Raw genomic sequence first — 18,604 nt, forward strand, 5'->3', positions numbered from 1 at the left:
CCTGTGATGGCGGGGTTCAGGCGCCGATGGTTTTGAGGACGGTGCTGAAGGGGCTGCTGCCTGTGATGCGGGCGGTGTCGACGACGGTGCGGATGGCGGCCTCGCCCTCGGCGGCCCACATGGCGCGGTAGCCGTTGGTCACCTTCCGCTGCACGACGGCCGGACGAAGCAGCCGCTCGGAGCCGTTATTGGTCGGCTCGACCTTTCCGGGATAGGCGAGGAACACCAGGAGCTGATCGCGCGCGCGGCTGATCTTGGCCTGCAGGTCGCGGGTCAGGTCACAGCGGCTCGGCGTGGCCAGGATGGCACCGAGTTGCCGATCCAGGCTCCGGCGCTTGGCCGAGAGCGTCGCGGCAGCCAAGTCTGTGACGCGCTCGGCCAGAGCGAACACGCTCTGTAGCCAGAGTTGCAGGCGCCAGGGCACGGGATCGTCGCTGACCTCGACAGCGTAGGCAACATCGCGGGCCAGATGCGCCAGGCAGGTCTGGTGCTCATCCGCGTGGCCTTGTTGGGCCGTGTAGCGATCCGAGATCCACACCGCCGGTCGGTGCCCGTCCATCATCTCCCGCACCACGACAGCGCCACGCGTCGGGGACGGCGTGTGCACCACGGCTTGCGCCGAGTGGAACAGCCAGTGGTAAGCGTTCGAGCCCTCGATGCGCACGCCGGTCTCGTCGCAGGCGACGACCTCAGCCCGGCGCAGGGTCGCGATGGCCGCGTCGCGGCCCGGGTGGAAGCAGCCCTGCGCGCGGCGGAGCAGGTTCATCAGCCCGCCCTGGCTGAGGGTGAGGCCAAACAGGTCGGAGAGCGCCGCCTGCAACCGTTCGTATGAGAGCGCCTGAAAGGTCTTAAGGTACGTCGCCACCGCATGCAGCCGTGGGCCGAACGGCGTGCCGCGCGCTGCCTCCGGCACCGGTGCGACCATCCGCTCCCCACAGCGCGGGCAGCGGACCGCGAGACGCTGGTGCTGCGTCACGATCGGCGCCACCGCGGGCAGCTCGATCTGCTCGGCGACGCTGACGACCTCTGCCGGAAGAGTGACGTGCAGGCCGGCGCCGCAGCACGCGCACGCCTCGGGACGATGCTCGACGACAGCATCGGGATCGTCGCTCACGACGCGGCTGTGACCCTCGTGACCCGGCTTGGCGCCGCCGGGCTTGGAGTGCTCCCGCTACGTGGTGTGCCTCGGCGCCGGCACGATCACCCAGTGGGCCTACGCCCNGCACGCGCACGCCTCGGGACGATGCTCGACGACAGCATCGGGATCGTCGCTCACGACGCGGCTGTGACCCTCGTGACCCGGCTTGGCGCCGCCGGGCTTGGAGTGCTCCCGCTGCTCCTTGCGATCGGTCGCGGGCGGCTTGGACGAGGTGCGTGAGGTCTTCTCTGGCCGCTGCAGCCGCAGCACCAGCTCGATCAGCTCTTCGCGGCTCAGCCGTTCAAGGTCGCTGCGGCCCATCGCACGAGAGAATCAGCGAAATCCGTCCCGCGCAAGGGCGTGGGTAATTACCCTCGATCAGCTCTTCGCGGCTCAGCCGTTCAAGGTCGCTGCGGCCCATCGCACGAGAGAATCAGCGAAATCCGTCCCGCGCAAGGGCGTGGGTAATTACAGACGGTCGACATCACCCTGGAGGAGATGCGCGCCCGGTTGCAGGACGAGCATGGCCTCACCGTCGGGCTCGGCACGTTGTGGGCCTTCCTCGACGCGCGCGACCTGACGTACAAAAAAAGACGGCCCACGCCGCAGAGCAGGATCGGCCGGACGTGAAGGCCGCCCGGGAAGCGTGGTTCGAGAGCCAGCCCGATCTCGACCCGGACCGGCTGGTGTTCCTCGACGAGACGTGGACCGCCACCAACATGGCCCGCACCCGCGGGCGCTGTCCCCGCGGCCAGTGGCTGCGCTCCCCCGTCCCGCACGGTCATTGGAAGACCACGACCCTGGTGGCGGGCCTGCGCCTGTCCGGGATCGCCGCGCCGTTCGTGCTCGACGGGCCGATCAACCGCGACGCCTTCCAAGTCTACGTCGATCAGGTCCTGGTGCCCGAACTCGCACCCGGGGACATCGTGATCATGGACAATCTCAGCAGCCACAAAGGCCCGGCCGTGCGCGCGGCGATCGAGGCGGCGGGCGCGCGGCTCCTGTTCCTCCCGCCCTACTCGCCGGACTTCAATCCGATCGAGATGGCGTTCTCGAAGTTGAAGGCGGGGCTGCGCAAGGCCGCCGCGCGCACGCGCGAAGGGCTCTGGACCACAATCGGGCGGCTCGTCGATGCCGTTACGCCCGACGAGGCCGCAAACTTCTTCGTCGCGGCAGGATACGACCCCGATTAAACCGAAACCGCTCTAGTTCGGGCACTCATACAACGATCTGCGTCCGCTCGCGTCCGCTTCCTGATTGTGGAGTTCTCCGCGCGAGAGGATCGCGATGGCGCGGTTGTTCTGGCTCTCAGACGACGCCTGGGCGCGGATCGAGCCGCTTCTGCCGCATGGCCAACCGGGCAAACCTCGGATCGACGACAGGCGGGTGATCAGCGGCATCCGGCACGTCCCGAAGGTCGGCTGCCGCTGGCAGGACACGCCCTCCGCCCACGGCACCCACACGACGATCCACAACCGCTACAACAGGTGGCTCATCACGGGCTCTGACGGCCGACAGAGCCTGCGACGCGCAGAGCCTGGGGGATTGGCTCAAGAGCCACCGAACTGATCGCCACCATCCCGTCCACGGCCACGCGGACGGTGCCCTACAAGCACAGCCGGATCGCCGACCGGCGACGCAATCGAGTCGCGTGCCTTTGCGGACACCTCAGAAACTGGCGGCCCGTCACGACCCACCACGATCGCTTGACCCATGATCATCTCGCCGCCGTCGCGCTCGTCTCCCGTGTCATCGCATGGGCCTGAATGAGCCCCCAGCTAGGATGCCGATCGCTCGGTTGAGCCTGTTTCATGATTGAACATTTTCCGGATCTTTCTGTAGCTCCTGGTCAGAGGCGCGACATAGGACCCGTACAGAGAGTTGTATTTCATCAACGTTTCGTCTTTGAGGCCAGAGATGCCGAATACCGGCATCTCGTTCCGACTCGGTCTGTAGGCAGTCCCGAACATCCAATCGAATATAGACAAATTTGTACCGAAATTTTTGTCCCAATGCGCCTGCACCTTGCTGTGATGTATCTGGTGCATATGCGGGCTGATCAGGAATTTATCGAAGAAACCCAAGCTTATCGGAAGATGCGAATGCTTCAGCGGATCGAGAGTGAGAAGAATGAAAACTTTCGATGCGACCCAAGATAGTGACGTTGCTTCAACGACGCTGAGACCGAACAGGAACATGAACAAGCCACCGGGCACGGCAGTCAGAAGCCCTCGAACGATGGCTTCGAGCGCCATCCCCACGGGATGGCCTCGCTTCGATGTCAGAGGGTTCAGAGTTTGCGCCGAATGATGGACTTTATGAAGCTCCCACAGGAACGGCACTTTATGCTCAACATAATGGCAGATAAAATCCGAGAATTCCACGACAACGAACACGACGATCGTGCAAATGCTGGCATAAAAAATACTAAACTCGAGGTTCTTGAAATCCGGGAAAAGTAGATGCGCGAGAGAACTATATGCATTGCAGCAAACAGCAGTGAGAAATATGGCAGGTATCACGATGAAACTGCCTGTCAATTTTCCAATGATGTATATTTTTACATCTGTGTGGAAGCTTTTTTCCGTGAGGACATTGAACGGCACGCAGTGCTTCGCAAGTCCACGGAATGAGAATTTCGCGCGGTTCTTTGCAATATAAGCTACATAAAATGCCAGTCCGAACCCGAAAAACATTGTCCAGGTAATAAGCAACTGTGGCGCATGAATGATTTGCTTGAAAAAATCAGTCATCGCTCCCTCCAACGCAATTCAATCGATTCCAGAAAGGCAGGCGCGCACCAAAGCGATGTGGCCGGCTCTCTCAATATTGATCTAAAAATTGTCAGATATTAGACCTAGTGTCTATGTTCAATAAGTTTTTTGAGATCGCCCCTATTAACCCACATCAAGGTCGTTATGGGAGCACCCATACGAGCGTGCGGCTCCGTCGCGGTGAGAGCGCTGCAGCACGGGCTCCGGGCCGGCACCTACGATCCGCTTTCGGACTGGAGGCGGGCCCAGCACGCCGGCGGCATCGGGACCCGGCCGGCGATGGGGATGCGCCCGGGATCGGCCTTTCCCCACAGGCCGCCTTCGCGATCGAGGGCAACACCACGCCTCGGGCGTCGCTCTGAACGCCGTCGTCGCCGTCAGGTGCCGATCGAGTCCAGATGCTGGGTCGGCGGCGGATCGGACCGCCCGCCCGACCGGTCACCCGGTTCGGCGCTCGCAGAATCGCAACCGGTTCCCGAACGGATCCGCCACCTCCAGCACCTCGCCCCAGGGCGCCTGCTCGATGCCGGGCCGGGCATAGCCGTAGCGCTGGTCGGTGAGCGCCCGGTGATAGGCCCGGATGCCGCGCATCGGCACGAACACGGTCGAGCCGGGGGTGGCGTCGCCGTGGTGCTCGGTCAGGTGCAATCGCAATCCCGCGCGGGCGACCTCCATGTAGAGCGGCAGACCCGGCTCGAACCGGTGCTCGAACCCGGGCGTGAAGCCGAGAAAGCCGCAGTAGAACGCGCGCGCCTTGGCCTCGTCGAAGATGCGCAGAACCGGCACCGCTTCCAGGAAACGGGGGCCGTCATCCGCGTCCCGGTCCAGGACGGCGCAGGCGGTGTTCCAGTCGTCGTAGCCCAGCCCGGCGGCGACGAGTTCGAGGGCGGCCGCGTGCGGGACGGCGAGGTCGCGGGCTGCCAGCGCGGCGCGCAGCCGCTTGGCCATGGTCTTGGCCTGATCGACGGTCGTCATGGTCCTCTCCCCGAGCCGGCGTCGGTCCGTCGGTGCCCGCATTGCCGACCCGGCGCCGGTCAGGGACACGGTGGGGGTGGGTCGTCCGCGATGCGTTCACCATCCCGGTTCCGGGGCGAGCGGCAGGCCGCATCGGCCTGGCGGCAGGCTACCCCGGCCGCGGCGCGGCCGCCAAGAGGTTTGAGGGAAGGCTGACACGGGACCTGCCGGCTTCCGACGGGTCACGACCCCGTGCCGTGCGCGCGGCCGGCCGGTCGCTGCCGCAGGCGGCGGTCTACCAGCGACCCGCCGCCTGGCGCTCGCGGAGCGCGATCTCGTCCGCGCTGGGTGGTTTGCTGGCGAAACTGCCGGTCTGGACCGCCCCGTCCCGCGCGAACACCGCGACGTGGACGCCCTTCGGCGAGTGGCTCTGCTCGACCAGCGTCCAGGTGCGGGCCGCCGCCGGGTCGTCCGCGTACCAGCGCTTGCCGCGGCCGAGCATGACCGGGAATGTGATCAGGACGAGCCGGTCGATGAGGCCCGCCGGAAGCAGCGCCGGATAGAGCCTGCTGCTGCCCTGGATGAGGAGGTCGGGGCCCGCGCTCTCCTTGAGGCGGGTGACCGCCGCGACGGGGTCGCCGGTGAGGTGCCGGCTGTTGTTCCAGCCGAGGGCGGCGTCGCTTCCGGTCACGACATGCTTGCGGATCGCGTTGAAGGTCGCGCCGATCGGCTGCTCGGCGTTGTGCGGCCAGTAGGCGGCGAAGATCTCGTAGGTGCGCCGGCCGAGCAGCAGCTCGTAATCGCCGCCGAGCAGCTTGCCCATCGGCCCGGCGAGCGACGCGTCGAAGTACGGGAAGGTCCAGCCGCCGTGCGCGAAGCCGGTCTGATCCTCCTCCGGACCGCCCGGTGCCTGGATCACGCCGTCGAGGGACTGGAAGAGGGAGCCGGTGATCTTACGCATGGGCGGAGTCCCCGCGGAGGGCAGCCTCGATCCGGGCGATGTCGATCTTGCGCATGGTCATCATGGCCTCGAACGCGCGCCGGGCCGCAGCCCGGTCGGGGTGGCTGTTGGCGTGCAGGAGCGCGCGCGGCGTGATCTGCCAGGAGAAGCCCCAGCGGTCCGTGCACCAGCCGCACGCGCTCTCCGCGCCGCCGTGGCCCACGACGGCGTCCCAGTAGCGGTCGGTCTCCGCTTGATCGTCGGTCAGCACCATGAAGCTGACCGCCTGGTTGGCCCGGAAGGCCGGGCCGCCGTTCAGGCCGACGAACGGACGGCCGAGGACGGTGAACGCGACCGTGAGTTCGTCGCCCGCGGACCCGCCGGGGAAATCCGAGGGGGCGTTCATGGGCGCGCCGACATGGCTGTCGGGGAAGGTCGCGGCGTAGAAGTCCGCGGCCTTGCGGGCCTCGCCGCGATCGAACCACAGGCAGGTCGTCAGCTTGTCGCTCGTCATGGCCGGACGCTCCTCACGTGGCTTGCCGCGGGCCGGCGAGGCCGAGCTGGTGGCCCGCCGGATCGGCGATGTTGGCCGCGTAGCTGCCGCCGGGGATCGGGTCGGGTCCCTGGAGGACCGTGCCGCCCGCCGCCCGGACGGTCGCGAGCGCGGCGTCGATGTCGGCGACGTGGATGTACCAGTTCCAGCGGGCCGGCGCGCCGGTGGCCGCGCTCGACATCACCGCGCCGGGGCGCAGGTCGCCCCGCCCGATGAAGGCGTACTCGCCCAAGTCGCCCATCGGCATGGCACCGAGCTTCTCCCAGCCGAACAGCGCCCCGTAGAAGGCGAGGGCCGCCGCGGGATCGGGGGTGGCGAGCTCGATCCAGACGCCGTGGCCGCGCGTCCGCTCCGTCTCGAGCGGCACCGGCCCGAAGGCCCGGCTCGCGCCGGGACGGGCCGGATTCATCGCGGCGAAGACCACGCCCTGCGGGTCGCTCACCATGGCGAAGCGGCCGACATGGGGGATGTCGACGGGCCCGAACCGGACCGCGCCGCCGAGATCGACCGCGCGGGAAGCCAGGGCGTCGACGTCCGAGGTCGCGAGGTAGACCGCCCAGCCGGGGAGGCCGGGGGCCTCGGGCATCGGCCGCCGGATTCCGGCCACGGGCGCCCCGTCGGCCTCCGCGATCCGGTAGCCGCCGTGCTCGGGCATCGGCGACGGCGCGACGCGCCAGCCGGCGACCGCCTCGTAGAAGGCCTGCGCGGCGTCCGGGTCGGACGCGTTCAGCTCGAACCAGATGGGTGTCCCCTCGGCGGGTGGCATCGGGCGCTCCTCCGTGACAATCGGCGCTGCGGCCGCTGCGCGGCGCCCCCTCCGGCCCCGCTTTGCCCAGGCTCGCATTCTCGGTTACACAAAGCAACCATGAAGTCAGAAAAAATAACCGATCTAGCATCCCGGCCTCGCGAGCGCCTGTACGACGACGCCTGCGGCACGGCCCTCGCGCTGGAGTTCATCGGCGAGCGCTGGTCGCTGCTGATCATGCGCGAGCTGGTCTACGGTCCCCGGCGGTTCAGCGAGATCCGGGCAAACCTCCCGGGGATCAGCGCGAACGTGCTGACGCAGCGGCTGGAGAGCTTGGCAGCGGCGGGCATCGCCCTGCGCTACCGGCTGCCGTCGCCGGCCAACGTGCAGGTCTACGATCTCACCGACTGGGGCCGCGAGGCCGCGCCGCTGATGCGCGATCTGGGCCGCTGGGCCGCCCGCTCGCCGCGGCACGATCCGAGCCTGTTCATGTCGGGGGCGTCGGCCATGATGTCGCTCGAGGCCCTGGTCGACCGCGGGCGGGCGTCGGCGCTGTCGGCGACGGTCGCTTTCCACTTCCCAGGCGAGGACTTCGTCGCGACGGTGGCCGGCGGCGAGATCCGCGTGCGGCGGGGCGTCGCCGAGGCGCCCGACCTCGCCTTCACCGGCGACACGATGGCGATGCGCCGCACGGTCTACGGCAAGGCGCCGCTGGACCGGGACGGCGCCGGCGGGACGCTCGCCGTCGCGGGCCCCGCCGACCTGGCGCGGTCCTTCATCGACCTCTTCACCCTGCCGGCCAAGGCGGGCTGAGGTGCCCGTCCCGCGGCTCGCGCGGGGAGGGCGCGCCGCCCGCGAGCGCGCCGACAACGCCGGCGAGCACGTCGAGGCCGACCGCGACGTCCGCCGGGTCGACGGTCCCCGCCGCCCCCCAGCCGACGCCGCCCCGACAGCGGATCAGCGCGAGGCCGATCGGTCCGAGCAGGGCCATGTGGGACGCGTCGGTGGTCACACCCTGCGCCAGCCGCACGGCGCGGTGTCCCGCGGCCTCGACGGCCTCCTCGAACAGGCGGACCAGACCGGGATCGCACCGGGTGGCGTCGGGATCGACGCTGCGCTCGACGGTGATCCCCAGCCAGCGCCGCGCCGCGACCGCCTCGAGCGCCGCGGCGAGTTCCGCCAGGGCCGCGCGCCGCGCGCCGTCGTCGGCGGAATCGACGCGGACGCCCAGTGTCGCCGCCCCCGCGACCACGAAGGTCGGCACCGGCGCGACGTCGAGGCGCATGACCGTGACGGTGACCCCCTCCCGCGCCAGGCCGACGCGCTCGGCGGCGAGGACGCATTCGGCCGCCCCGGCGAGGGCGTCCCACCGGCCCGGCATCGGGTTCGCCGCCGCGTCGACGGCGGCGCCCGTCAGCGTGACCCGGAGCATCGTCGATTCCGACAGGGCCGGCACGATCCCGACCGGCGCTCCCGATCGCTCCAGCACGGGGCCGGCCTCGGCGGCGACCTCGAGATAGGCCAGGATCGCGTCCGAGGCCCGGCGCGCGCTCGCGAGGCGCGCCGGGTCGAGCCCGTGCGCCTCCAGGGCGCGACGCAGGGTGACGCCGTAGGCGTCGTCCCAGTCCAGCGCGTCCGGGGCGAGCCGCCCGACCACGGCCCGGCTGCCGAGCTGCCGGGGACCGAACCGGCCGGCCGCGTCCGCGACGAAGGCGACGACCTCGACCGCGTGGCGCGGCGGCGGTCCGTGCCGGATCAGGCGCTCGACGGCGGCGATGCCGATCAGCACGCCGAGCGTCCCGTCGTAGCGGCCGGCATCCTCGCGCGTGTCGACGTGGCCCCCGACGACGACGGCCGGGCCGCCCGGAACCGCGCCCTCAATCCGGCCGACGAGGTTGCCGGCGGGATCGCGCCGGGCCGACAGGCCGGCCTCCGCCATCCAGCCGAGGACGAGCGCCTCGGCCTCGGCCTGCTGCGGGCTGAAGACGCGCCGCGTCAGGGTCCACGGGTAGGCGCTGATCCCGGCGAGCCGGTCGACGCGCGCCAGGACGATCCCGGCGGCGCTCTCGGGCGCCGCCGTCACGGCGCCCTCGGCGTCACCGCGATCCCGGCCCCCCAGTAGCGGTTGGCGATCAGCTGCTGATTCCGGATGAGGCCGATCGCCGTCCTGGCGTCGCCGCCCGCGAACGTGCCGACCGCCGCCCCGCAGAGCGTCAGGTACATCCGCTGGTGCACCACGGACTCGAAATAGGCCCGGGGCGGCGGGGCGAGGTCGAGGCCGGCATCGAGGTTCTGCTGGCGCACCCGCGCGGCGGCCTCCGCCACCGCCGCCTGCACCGTCTCCATCATCGCGCGCTGCGCGGCGTCCAGGATCTCGGACGCCTTGCGCTCTTCGGGCGTCAGAACAGGGCAGGCGACAGCCATCGCGACCTCCGTGTCGATCGCCGGTGAGGCTGACCGGCCGGCCGCGCGGCAATATGGCCGGCGCGTATCAATTCGTTACGGCGCGCCGGACCCGTCACGAACCGTCACTTGCGCAGCGGCACGCCCTTCGTGGTGAAGCGCTGGCCGCCGCCCGTGTAGCGGGGTCGCGGCTGGCCGCCCGTCCGGCCCGCCCCGGCGCCGGTCCCCGGCGGCTGCGAGAACGGCACCAGCTGGTCCGGCCGCGGCCCGATGAGATCGGCGCGGCCCATCTCCCGCAGCGCCTCGCGCAGCAGGGGCCAGTTCTCGGGGTCGTGGTAGCGCAGGAACGCCTTGTGCAGCCGGCGCTGGCGCAGGCCCTTGATCGCCTCGACCGACTCGCTGCCGCCGCGTTTCACGCCCCGCAGCGTGTTGATCTCGGTGTGGTACATCGCGGTTGCGGTCGCCATCGGCGAGGGCAGGAACGTCTGGACTTGGTCGGCGCGGTAGTTGTTCTTCTTGAGCCAGAGCGCGAGGTGCATCATGTCCTCGTCGGTCGTGCCCGGATGCGCCGCGATGAAGTACGGGATCAGGTAGTACTTCTTACCCGCCTCCTTGGCGGCGGCGTCGAACATCTCCTTGAACCGGTCGTAGGTGCCGATCCCTGGCTTCATCATCTTGTCGAGGGGGCCGCGCTCGGTGTGCTCGGGCGCGATCTTCAGGCGCCCGCCGACATGGTGGGTGACGAGCTCCTTGATGTATTCGGGGCTCTTCACCGCGAGGTCGTAGCGCACGCCCGAGGCGACCATCACCTTCTTGACGCCCTTCACCTCGCGGACCTTCCGGTAGAGCCGGATCAGGTCGTCATGCGAGGTGTTCAGGTTCGGGCAGACGTCCGGGAAGACGCAGGAGGGCAGCCGGCACGCCGCCTCGATCTTCGGGTCCTTGCAGGCCATCCGGTACATGTTCGCCGTCGGCCCGCCGACATCCGAGATCACGCCCGTGAAGCCCGGGGTCTTGTCGCGGATCCGCTCGATCTCGCGCAGGATCGAGCCCTCCGAGCGGTTCTGGATGACGCGGCCCTCGTGCTCGGTGATCGAGCAGAAGGTGCAGCCACCGAAGCAGCCGCGCATGATCGTCACCGAGAACTTGATCATGTCCCAGGCGGGGATCTTCGCGTCGCCGTAGGACGGGTGCGGGGCGCGGGCGTAGGGGAGGTCGTAGACCGCGTCCATCTCGTCGCTGGTCAGCGGGATCGGCGGCGGGTTGAGCCACAGGTCGCGGTCGCCGTGGCGCTGGACGAGGGGGCGCGCGTTGCCGGGATTGGCCTCCCGGTGCAGCACGCGCGAGGCGCGGGCGTAGGCCTCCTTGTCGTCCTTGACCTCGTCGTAGGCGGGCAGCCGGATCACGGTCTCGCCGGGCCGGCGGGTGGCGGCCTCGTCCGTCGAGTCGAGGTCGTCGGCGGGCAGCTCGGTGTAGTGGGCGGGCACGCGGCGGAACAGGGCGACGCCCCGGATCGCGTCGAGCTGGTGCGGCGCCTCGCCGGCCGCGAGGCGGTTCGCCACCTCGACCACGGCGCGCTCGGCGTTGCCGTAGATCAGCAGGTCCGCCTTGGCGTCGGCCAGGATCGAGCGGCGCACCTTGTCGGACCAGTAATCGTAGTGCGCGATCCGGCGCAGCGACGCCTCGATGCCGCCGAGCACGACCGGGACGTCCTTGAAGGCCTCGCGGCAGCGCTGCGTGTAGACGATGGTGCAGCGGTCCGGGCGCCGGCCGCCCTCGCCGCCGGCCGTGTAGGCGTCGTCGTGGCGCAACCGCCGGTCCGCCGTGTAGCGGTTCACCATCGAATCGAGGTTGCCGCCGGTGACGCCGAAGAACAGGTTCGGCTTGCCGAGCGCCTTGAACGGCTCCGCCGAGTGCCAGTCGGGCTGGGCGATGATGCCGACCCGGAAGCCCTGCGATTCGAGCAGCCGGCCGATGATGGCCATGCCGAAGCTCGGGTGGTCCACGTAGGCGTCACCGGTCACCAGCACGATGTCGCAGGACTCCCATCCCAGGGCCGCCATCTCGGCGCGGCTCATGGGCAGGAACGGCGCAGCGGGCCCGCGCGGCGACGGCGTGCGGACGGGGGGCGCCAGGGGACGGACGGTGGACGCTTGGAGTTCCATGGTGTCCCTGCATAGGCCTCCGGGGCCGCGATCTCAACGAATGGCAGGGCGGCGGTGGCCGCGGCCGTGCCGCCCGAGGGCGCCCTGCGCCGATCCGGCGCACCTCGAGACAGGCGATGCGCCGCCGTCGCGGCCGGCCCGGCTCAGCGCGCGATCAGCTCGCGGATGCGGGCGGCCAGGGCCTCCACGGCGAAGGGCTTCGTCAGCACCGCCATGCCGGGCTCGAGACGCCCGTCGCCCGGCAGCGCGGTCTCGGAGAAGCCGGTGATGAACAGCACCTTCAGCTCCGGTCGGCCGACCCGGGCGGCGTCGGCCATCTGGCGCCCGTTCATGCCGCCGGGCAGGCCGACATCCGTGACGAGCAGGTCGATCCGCGCGCCCGATTGCAGCACGCTGAGCCCGCCCGCGCCGTCCGCGGCCTCGATCGCCGTGTAGCCGAGGTCGCTCAGCACGTCCGTCACCAGCATGCGCACCGTCGGCTCGTCGTCCACGATCAGCACGGTCTCGCCCGCCTCGGCCTGCGCCATCAGGCCCCTGCCCGGGTCGGGCCCGTCCGCGTCCGCCTCGCCGAAGTGCCGCGGCAGGTAGATGCACACGTTCGTGCCCCGGCCGACCGTCGAGGTGATCCGGACCTGCCCGCCGGATTGCTTGGCGAAGCCGTAGATCATCGACAGGCCGAGGCCGGTGCCCTCGCCCATCGGCTTGGTGGTGAAGAACGGGTCGAAGGCCCGGGCGACGACCTCCGGGGGCATGCCGGTGCCGGTATCGGACACGCACAGCGACAGGTACGGCCCCTCCGGCATGTCCTGGGCGTCGGCCTGCTGCCGGTCGATCCAGCGGTTGTCGGTCTCGATGGTGATCCGGCCGCCCCCGGGCATCGCGTCCCGCGCGTTGATGCAGAGGTTCAGGAGCGCGTTCTCCAGCTGGGACGGGTCCGCGAGCGCGGCCCAGAGCCCGTCCGCCCCGACGTGCCGCACCTCGACGCTCGGCCCGACCGTGCGCTGGATCAGGTCGAGCATCCCGCGGACCAGCCGATCGGCGTCGATCGCCCTGGGCGCCAGCGTCTGGCGGCGCGAGAACGCGAGCAGGCGGTGGGTGAGGGCCGCGGCCCGCCGGGCGGCGCCCTGGGCGGCGGCGATGTACTTGCCGACATCCTTCGACCGCCCCTGGGCGATGCGGGCCTCGATGAGCTCCAGCGAGCCCGAGATGCCCGCCAGAAGGTTGTTGAAGTCGTGCGCCAGCCCGCCGGTGAGCTGGCCCACCGCCTCCATCTTCTGCGACTGGCGCAGCGCCTCCTCCATGCGCGCCCGCTCCTCCCCGGCCTGCCGCAGACGGTCGGCCGCCGCCCGGAGATCGCGCGTCCGCTCCTCGACGCGGGCCTCCAGCGACGCGTTGAGCTGGCGGATCTCGTCCTGCGTGCGGCGCTGCCGGTAGGCCGCGAAGGCCAGCAGGGCGGTGGCGAACAGGCCGCCGCCGCAGACGAGCCAGATCTCCGGCAGCGCCGAGCCGCGCCGGGGCGAGACGCGCTGCGCGAACGCCACGGTCCAGGTGCGGCCGCCGAGCTCGAGATGCGCCTCGCGGGTGAGGCGCCCCGCCCCGGCGGCGGAGGCCCGCGCGGACCGGTGCAGCAGGTTCGCCTCGCTCGGCGCGCCGTCGTAGATGGCGAAGGCCGCGTCCTCCTCGGCCTCCGCCGCCACGATGCTGTTGAACAGGTCGTCGGCCCGGAAGGCGCCGAACACGAAGCCCAGGAAGCGCCGCCGCCGGTCCTCGAGGTCCGGCGGCACGGCGCCGCCGGCATAGACCGGCATGGCGACGAGGAAGCCCGCCTGCTTGTTCGCGTCGATCTCCTGCACGAGCTGGATCCGCGCCGAGGCGGCCGGCTGGCCGGTGTCGCGGGCCCGCTCGACCATGTCGCGCCGCACCGGGTCCGACATCACGTCGTAGCCGATGGCGGCGAGGTTGCGCGGGTTCGGCGGCTCGGCGAACAGGACCGGGCTGATCATCGGGTTGTCGGTCGGCGGCCGGACCCGGGCATTCTCGACGCCCAGGGCCGCGGCGCGCGCGGCGAACGTCTCCCGCGCGGAGGCGGGCAGGGTCGGCGTGAAGCCGATGCCGAGGAACCCGGGATAGAGGCGCTGCAGCTCGATCCGCTGCACGTAGGCCCGGAACTGGGCCAGCGTGACGGTGGCGCCTTCGGCGGCGAACAGGCCGGCGGCGCCGCGCAGGAGGGCGGTGTAGGTGCGGAACTGGTCCTCGACCGTGCGCAGCTCGATCTCGGTGGCGTGCTCGAAGGTCATGCGGTCGCGCAGCGCCGCCGCCTGCCAGGTGAGGGCCGTGCTCAGCCCGGTCGCGAGGAGGCCGGCGGCCAGGATCGCGGGCGGGATCCAGCGCGCCGCGCCCGCCCCGCGGCGGGCGGCGGGCGCGACAGGACCCTGCGATGCGGTGCGGTGGGACAAGGGGCGAGACCGGACTTCGACTGCGGCCCGTGAAAGCAGGCATGCGCCGGGATGCAAGTCCATGGTGGCGTCACCGGGGCGAGATCCCCGCATCGCGGCGGGCGCTCAGGGCGCGCGGCACGCCATCGCGGCGGTAGCCTCGATCACGCTCAGCGCCCGGCGCCGCACCTCCAGCGCCGCGTCCGGGCTGTCCGACACGGTGGAAGCCTCGCGCCTCAGCGTCGCGTCGCAGGCGCACGAACGGTAGCCCGCCGCGTCGTAGCAGGCGTCGTGGCGCATGCACGCGGCATCGAGGGCGTCGGTCGGCGGCAGCCCCTCGCCGCGCTGACCCGTGCCGCAGTAATTGCCGTGGAACAGCTCCTTGCCGGCGATGACCCGGCCCAGGTCGCCCTTCGGCGGTGCCGGCGCCTCTGCCTGCCCGCTCGGGTTGAGATCGTTGGCCGGCCCGCCCGCCTTCGATCCGGAGGAGCGCAGGGCCTTCGGGATGCCGGAGCGCTCGCCGGGCTCGTTCAGGGCCTCGCCGGCCCGGCCGTTCGGGTCCGAGATGTCCGGGAGCGGCGGGGGCGGTCCCGGGCGAGGCTCGCCCGGCTCGACGGTCGCGGCCGGCAGGTCTCGGACATCCTGCACGTCTTGGACGCTCTGGACGCCTCGCGAGTCTGGAACGCCCTGCGCCCCGGACGCGTGCGGGTAGGCGACGAGCAGAAGCCCGAGCGTGGCGAGGAGAGACGGTCTCACGGATGGCCCCTGATTCAGCGGCCCCTCAACTCGAAGCTCGGCTTCTCCGTTCCGGACTTTCGCCCGCCACGGTCACGGAGCCCTGCGGGGCGGACGCGGGCCGCGGGGCGGCACCGCCCGGGCGGCGCGGCACGCGGCGCAGTGCGCGGGCGCACGGGGGCTCATCCCGCGTGTTGGACCCCGGGGTCGCGGATCCCACATCGAGGCGTAACGCGGCCGGGATGATCCCGGCGACAGACCTGAGCTGGACCTCCGCCATGACCTCTCGTCTTCTGATCGGCGCCGTGATCGGGATCGGCCTGTCCGGGCCCGCCCTGGCGCAGAGCTTCACCGCCCCCGCCGGCATCCCGGCCGTCACCGCCCCCGGCGGCCTCCAGGGCCGCGCGACGCTCGCGGATCCGCGGACGGCGCCGGACGGGCGCGCCGGTATCCTCGACGGCGACGGCAGGCCCCCGTCGGCGGTCGGCACCGTCGATCCGCGCCGCCCGCATCCCGGGCGCTAGGGCGCGCCTCGCCGCACCGCTGGTCAGTCCTGGTCAGGCTCGCCCGGCGCGTCGGGCGTCGCGGTCATCGTCGCGGCGGGCGCGCCGAGGGCGCGCGAGACCGCGGCGGCGCCTCTCCGCACCCGCTCGCCGATCGCGCGCAGCTTCTCGTCGGACAGCCGGTGCGTCGGCCCCGACACCGAGATCCCCGCGATAGCCTCGCCGTGGACGTTGAGGATCGGGGCGGCGACGCAGCGCATCCCGATGCTCCGCTCCTCGTCGTCGATCGCGTAGCCCCGGCGGCGGGTCGCCTCGACGTCGTCGCGCAGCTGGTCCAGTGAGCCGATGGTCTTGTCGGTGAACCGCGCGAAGGTCTTTCCCCGGAACAGGCGCTCGGTCCGGGCCGGCGCGTAGGTGCTCAGCAGAGCCTTCCCGATGCCCGACGCGTGCAACGGCGACAGGGAGCCCGGCGGGAAGAAGGCGCGGATCGTCTCGTGGGTCTCCACCTGGCTGACGAACAGGACGTTGCCGTCCTTCTCGACGCCGAGATTGGAGGTCTCGCCCGTCTCCTGCATCAGCGTCCACATCATCGACCGGCTCCGCTCGACGACGTTGTGGCGGCGCAGGAACGCCGATCCGAGCCGGTAGGCCTCCGCACCGACGTGCCACTCCTGCTTGTCGGCGCTGATCTCGACGAGGCCGCGGCGCTCGAGCGTCGCGAGGACCCGGTGCATGGTCGCCACGGATTGCTCGAGCCTGCCGGCTAGTTCCGAGAGCGTCAGCCCGTCGCCGCCCGCCAGGACGTCGAGGACATCGAGGGCGCGGTCAAGCGCCTGGATGGTCGCCGCCGGCTTGGCGCCTCCGAACCCCTTCGGCCGCCCGCGCCGCCGGTTTCCCGAATCCATGGCGTCCTCGCCTTCGCCGATCCCGCGCGATTCCTAGGATGGAAAAATTTTTCTCACAACGGAAAAAGGTAAGACGTTGCCACAGCGTGTCTTTTTGCGCTTCACTCGTCGATGAAAAAGTTTTTCAAGAAAATATCAATACGGTGTCGGCGGTGCTATCGTTCCCGTATTGGAGGAGAGCGCCGCCGATGTTCGCACAGAATCCCGTCTTCATTCCCGGCCCGACCAATATGCCGGAAGTGCTTCGCCGCGCGGCCGACATGCCGACGCTGGATCACCGGTCGCCGCTGTTCGCGCAGATCCTTCATCCGGCGCTCGCCGGCGTGAAGAAGGTCCTGAAGAGCGAGGACGCCGAGGTGTTCATCTTCCCGTCGACGGCGACGGGCGGCTGGGAGACCGCGCTCTCCAACACGCTCAGCGCCGGCGACACGGTGCTGGCGGCGCGCCACGGCATGTTCAGCCACCGCTGGATCGACATGACGCGCCGCCACGGCCTTGATGTCCGGATGATCGAAGCCCCGTGGGGCGAGGGGCTTCCGGCAGATCGCTTCGCCGAGGCCCTCGCGGCCGACAAGGCGCACCGCATCCGGGCCGTGCTCGTCACGCACAACGAGACGGCGACCGGCGTCCGCTCGGACGTCGCCGCCGTGCGCCGCGCGCTGGATGCCAGCAACCACCCGGCTCTGCTGCTGGTCGACGGCGTCAGCTCGATCGCGTCCATGGATTTCCGCATGGACGAGTGGGGCGTCGATGTCGCCGTGACGGGCTCGCAGAAGGGCTTCATGCTGCCCGCGGGCCTCGCCATCGTGGCGTTCTCGCCCAAGGCCATGGCCGCCACGGCGACGGCGACGCTGCCGCGGACCTATTTCGACATCCGCGACATGGCGAAGGGCTACCCCAATGGCGCCTATCCCTACACGCCGGCGGTCGGGCTCCTGAACGGCCTGAAGCTGTCGACGGAGCTGCTCCTGGCCGAGGGGCTCGAGACCGTCTTCGCCCGGCACCGCCGCATCGCGGACGGGATCCGCGCCGCCGTCGCCGCCTGGGGCCTGGAACTCTGCGCCGCGCGCCCGGACCTCTACTCGGACACGGTGAGCGCGATCCGCACCCCGGAGGGCTTCGACGCCACGCGGATCGTCACCCACGCGGCGCGCCACTACGACGTCGCCTTCGGGGTGGGCCTCGGCGAGGTCGCCGGGAAGGTCTTCCGCATCGGCCACCTCGGCAGCCTCACGGATGTGATGGCGCTGTCGGGGATCGCCGCCGCCGAGATGGCGATGGCCGATCTCGGCCTGCGCATCGCGCTGGGATCGGGGGTCGCGGCCGCGCAGGCGGTGTACCGCCGCGCCCCGGCCGCCGCCCTGCGCGCCGCCGCCTGAGGGGGCGCGCCATGGAAAGCGCCCTGATCACGCCCACCCTCGACGACGTCCTGGCCGCCCACGAGCGCATCCGGCCCTACATCCACGAGACGCCGGTCCTGACCTCGCGGATCATCGACGAAGCGGCCGGCGCGCAGCTGTTCTTCAAGTGCGAGAACCTGCAGAAGGCCGGCGCCTTCAAGGCGCGGGGCGCCTCGAACGCCGTCTTCAGCCTCACCGACGCGCAGGCTGCCCGGGGCGTGGCGACCCACTCGTCGGGCAACCACGGCACCTGCCTGTCCTACGCGGCGGGCCGGCGCGGCATCCCCTGCACGGTGGTGATGCCGCGCACCGCGCCCCAGGCGAAGAAGGACGCCGTGCGCGGCTACGGCGGCCGGGTGGTGGAGTGCGAGCCGTCCACCTCATCGCGCGAGGCCGTGTTCGCCGAGGTCGTCGCCGAGACCGGCGCGGAGTTCGTGCATCCCTACAACGATCCCCGCGTCATCGCCGGGCAGGCGACCTGCGCCCGCGAGCTGATCGCGCAGGTCCCGGATCTCGACGCGGTGATCGCCCCGATCGGCGGCGGCGGCATGGTGTCGGGCACCTGCCTGACGCTGGCCGGGCTCGCCCCGCACATCGCCGTCTACGCGGCGGAGCCCGAGCAGGCCGACGACGCCCATCGCAGCCTGAAGGCCGGGCGGATCATCGCCGACGACGCGCCGGTGACGGTCGCGGACGGGCTCAAGGTGCCGCTGAAGGACCTCACCTGGCACTTCGTCCGCCACCACGTCGCGGATATCCTCACGGTCTCCGAGGCCGAGATCGTCGCGGCGATGCAGCTGATCTGGAAGCGGCTGAAGATCGTCATGGAGCCGTCCAGCGCCGTCGCCCTGGCGGCAGTGCTGAAGAATCGCCCCGTCTTCGCGAACAAGCGGGTGGGCGTGATCATCACGGGCGGGAACGTCGATCTCGACGCGCTGCCCTGGCAATAACGGG

General features: G+C 70.8%; 15 protein-coding genes and 4 pseudogenes. 6 read left to right on the forward strand and 13 right to left on the reverse strand.

Going from position 1 to position 18,604, the window contains the following annotated elements; translation table 11 throughout:
* Positions 1 to 16 precede the first annotated feature (16 nt).
* Together ASG32_RS20760 and ASG32_RS32740 are read right to left on the reverse strand one after the other, a co-directional pair.
* Positions 17 to 1,171, reverse strand: a pseudogene (locus tag ASG32_RS20760) (IS66 family transposase); the annotation flags it as partial.
* Between the two features lie 51 nt (positions 1,172 to 1,222).
* A pseudogene (locus ASG32_RS32740) lies at positions 1,223 to 1,459 on the reverse strand (IS66 family transposase); the annotation flags it as partial.
* A 159-nt stretch (positions 1,460 to 1,618) separates the two neighbouring features.
* Here ASG32_RS32740 and ASG32_RS20770 point away from each other — a divergent pair.
* Positions 1,619 to 2,331 (forward strand): annotated as a pseudogene (locus ASG32_RS20770) (IS630 family transposase); the annotation flags it as partial.
* A gap of 94 nt (positions 2,332 to 2,425) precedes the next feature.
* Positions 2,426 to 2,629, forward strand: a pseudogene (locus ASG32_RS35230) (transposase); the annotation flags it as partial.
* Positions 2,630 to 2,916: 287 nt separating this feature from the next.
* On the opposite strand, the gene ASG32_RS32745 reads toward ASG32_RS35230, so the two are convergent.
* From ASG32_RS32745 to ASG32_RS20795, 5 genes are all read right to left on the reverse strand, one after another.
* Positions 2,917 to 3,891: a sterol desaturase family protein gene (locus ASG32_RS32745; RefSeq protein WP_082557980.1), complete on the reverse strand. Its 975-nt coding sequence runs from the start codon at positions 3,889 to 3,891 to the stop codon at positions 2,917 to 2,919.
* A gap of 459 nt (positions 3,892 to 4,350) precedes the next feature.
* Positions 4,351 to 4,887, reverse strand: coding sequence for a glyoxalase superfamily protein (locus ASG32_RS20780; protein ID WP_042670241.1), 537 nt, complete (start codon positions 4,885 to 4,887; stop codon positions 4,351 to 4,353).
* A gap of 274 nt (positions 4,888 to 5,161) precedes the next feature.
* On the reverse strand, positions 5,162 to 5,827 hold the full coding sequence (locus tag ASG32_RS20785; protein ID WP_056530206.1) for a dihydrofolate reductase family protein: 666 nt from the start codon (positions 5,825 to 5,827) through the stop codon (positions 5,162 to 5,164).
* Positions 5,820 to 6,320: a VOC family protein gene (locus tag ASG32_RS20790; protein WP_020094506.1), complete on the reverse strand. Its 501-nt coding sequence runs from the start codon at positions 6,318 to 6,320 to the stop codon at positions 5,820 to 5,822. The genes ASG32_RS20785 and ASG32_RS20790 overlap by 8 nt, the downstream gene beginning before the upstream one ends.
* Before the next feature lie 13 nt (positions 6,321 to 6,333).
* On the reverse strand, positions 6,334 to 7,125 hold the full coding sequence (locus tag ASG32_RS20795; RefSeq protein ID WP_056530210.1) for a VOC family protein: 792 nt from the start codon (positions 7,123 to 7,125) through the stop codon (positions 6,334 to 6,336).
* A 99-nt stretch (positions 7,126 to 7,224) separates the two neighbouring features.
* Between ASG32_RS20795 and ASG32_RS20800 the strand changes: the two genes are divergently transcribed.
* Positions 7,225 to 7,917 (forward strand): helix-turn-helix domain-containing protein, encoded by a 693-nt coding sequence (locus ASG32_RS20800; protein WP_056530214.1) that lies wholly within the window; start codon positions 7,225 to 7,227, stop codon positions 7,915 to 7,917.
* On the opposite strand, the gene ASG32_RS20805 is transcribed toward ASG32_RS20800, so the two are convergent.
* The 5 genes from ASG32_RS20805 to ASG32_RS20825 form a co-directional block, all read right to left on the reverse strand.
* A complete protein-coding gene (locus tag ASG32_RS20805; protein WP_056530217.1) occupies positions 7,892 to 9,187 on the reverse strand; it encodes a hydantoinase/carbamoylase family amidase in 1,296 nt (431 codons plus the stop codon). The two genes, ASG32_RS20800 and ASG32_RS20805, sit on opposite strands and share 26 nt — an antisense overlap.
* Positions 9,184 to 9,528 (reverse strand): hypothetical protein, encoded by a 345-nt coding sequence (locus ASG32_RS34040; RefSeq protein WP_020094510.1) that lies wholly within the window; start codon positions 9,526 to 9,528, stop codon positions 9,184 to 9,186. Before ASG32_RS34040 ends, ASG32_RS20805 begins: the two co-directional genes overlap by 4 nt.
* A gap of 104 nt (positions 9,529 to 9,632) precedes the next feature.
* On the reverse strand, positions 9,633 to 11,672 hold the full coding sequence (locus ASG32_RS20815) for a YgiQ family radical SAM protein (protein ID WP_056530220.1): 2,040 nt from the start codon (positions 11,670 to 11,672) through the stop codon (positions 9,633 to 9,635).
* Between the two features lie 143 nt (positions 11,673 to 11,815).
* Positions 11,816 to 14,128 carry a CHASE domain-containing protein gene (locus tag ASG32_RS20820; protein WP_056530223.1) on the reverse strand — a complete coding sequence of 771 codons (2,313 nt, stop codon included), beginning with the start codon at positions 14,126 to 14,128 and terminating at the stop codon, positions 11,816 to 11,818.
* Between the two features lie 105 nt (positions 14,129 to 14,233).
* A complete protein-coding gene (locus ASG32_RS20825; protein ID WP_026605148.1) occupies positions 14,234 to 14,863 on the reverse strand; it encodes a phospholipase A2 family protein in 630 nt (209 codons plus the stop codon).
* A gap of 257 nt (positions 14,864 to 15,120) precedes the next feature.
* Here ASG32_RS20825 and ASG32_RS20830 point away from each other — a divergent pair, with 257 nt between their 5' ends.
* Positions 15,121 to 15,366, forward strand: a complete 246-nt coding sequence (locus ASG32_RS20830; protein ID WP_056530886.1) for a hypothetical protein — start codon at positions 15,121 to 15,123, stop codon at positions 15,364 to 15,366.
* A gap of 23 nt (positions 15,367 to 15,389) precedes the next feature.
* On the opposite strand, the gene bhcR is transcribed toward ASG32_RS20830, so the two are convergent.
* On the reverse strand, positions 15,390 to 16,250 hold the full coding sequence (bhcR, locus tag ASG32_RS20835) for an HTH-type transcriptional regulator BhcR (RefSeq protein WP_020094515.1): 861 nt from the start codon (positions 16,248 to 16,250) through the stop codon (positions 15,390 to 15,392).
* A gap of 188 nt (positions 16,251 to 16,438) precedes the next feature.
* Here bhcR and bhcA point away from each other — a divergent pair, with 188 nt between their 5' ends.
* Both bhcA and bhcB read left to right on the forward strand, forming a co-directional pair.
* On the forward strand, positions 16,439 to 17,629 hold the full coding sequence (bhcA, locus tag ASG32_RS20840) for an L-aspartate--glyoxylate aminotransferase BhcA (RefSeq protein ID WP_056530226.1): 1,191 nt from the start codon (positions 16,439 to 16,441) through the stop codon (positions 17,627 to 17,629).
* 11 nt (positions 17,630 to 17,640) lie between these two features.
* Positions 17,641 to 18,600: a beta-hydroxyaspartate dehydratase BhcB gene (gene bhcB, locus ASG32_RS20845; RefSeq protein ID WP_056530229.1), complete on the forward strand. Its 960-nt coding sequence runs from the start codon at positions 17,641 to 17,643 to the stop codon at positions 18,598 to 18,600.
* The last annotated feature ends 4 nt before the right edge of the window (positions 18,601 to 18,604 follow it).

Origin of the sequence: Methylobacterium sp. Leaf361 (assembly GCF_001424445.1) — a bacterium.
In the GTDB taxonomy this organism is placed as follows: domain Bacteria; phylum Pseudomonadota; class Alphaproteobacteria; order Rhizobiales; family Beijerinckiaceae; genus Methylobacterium.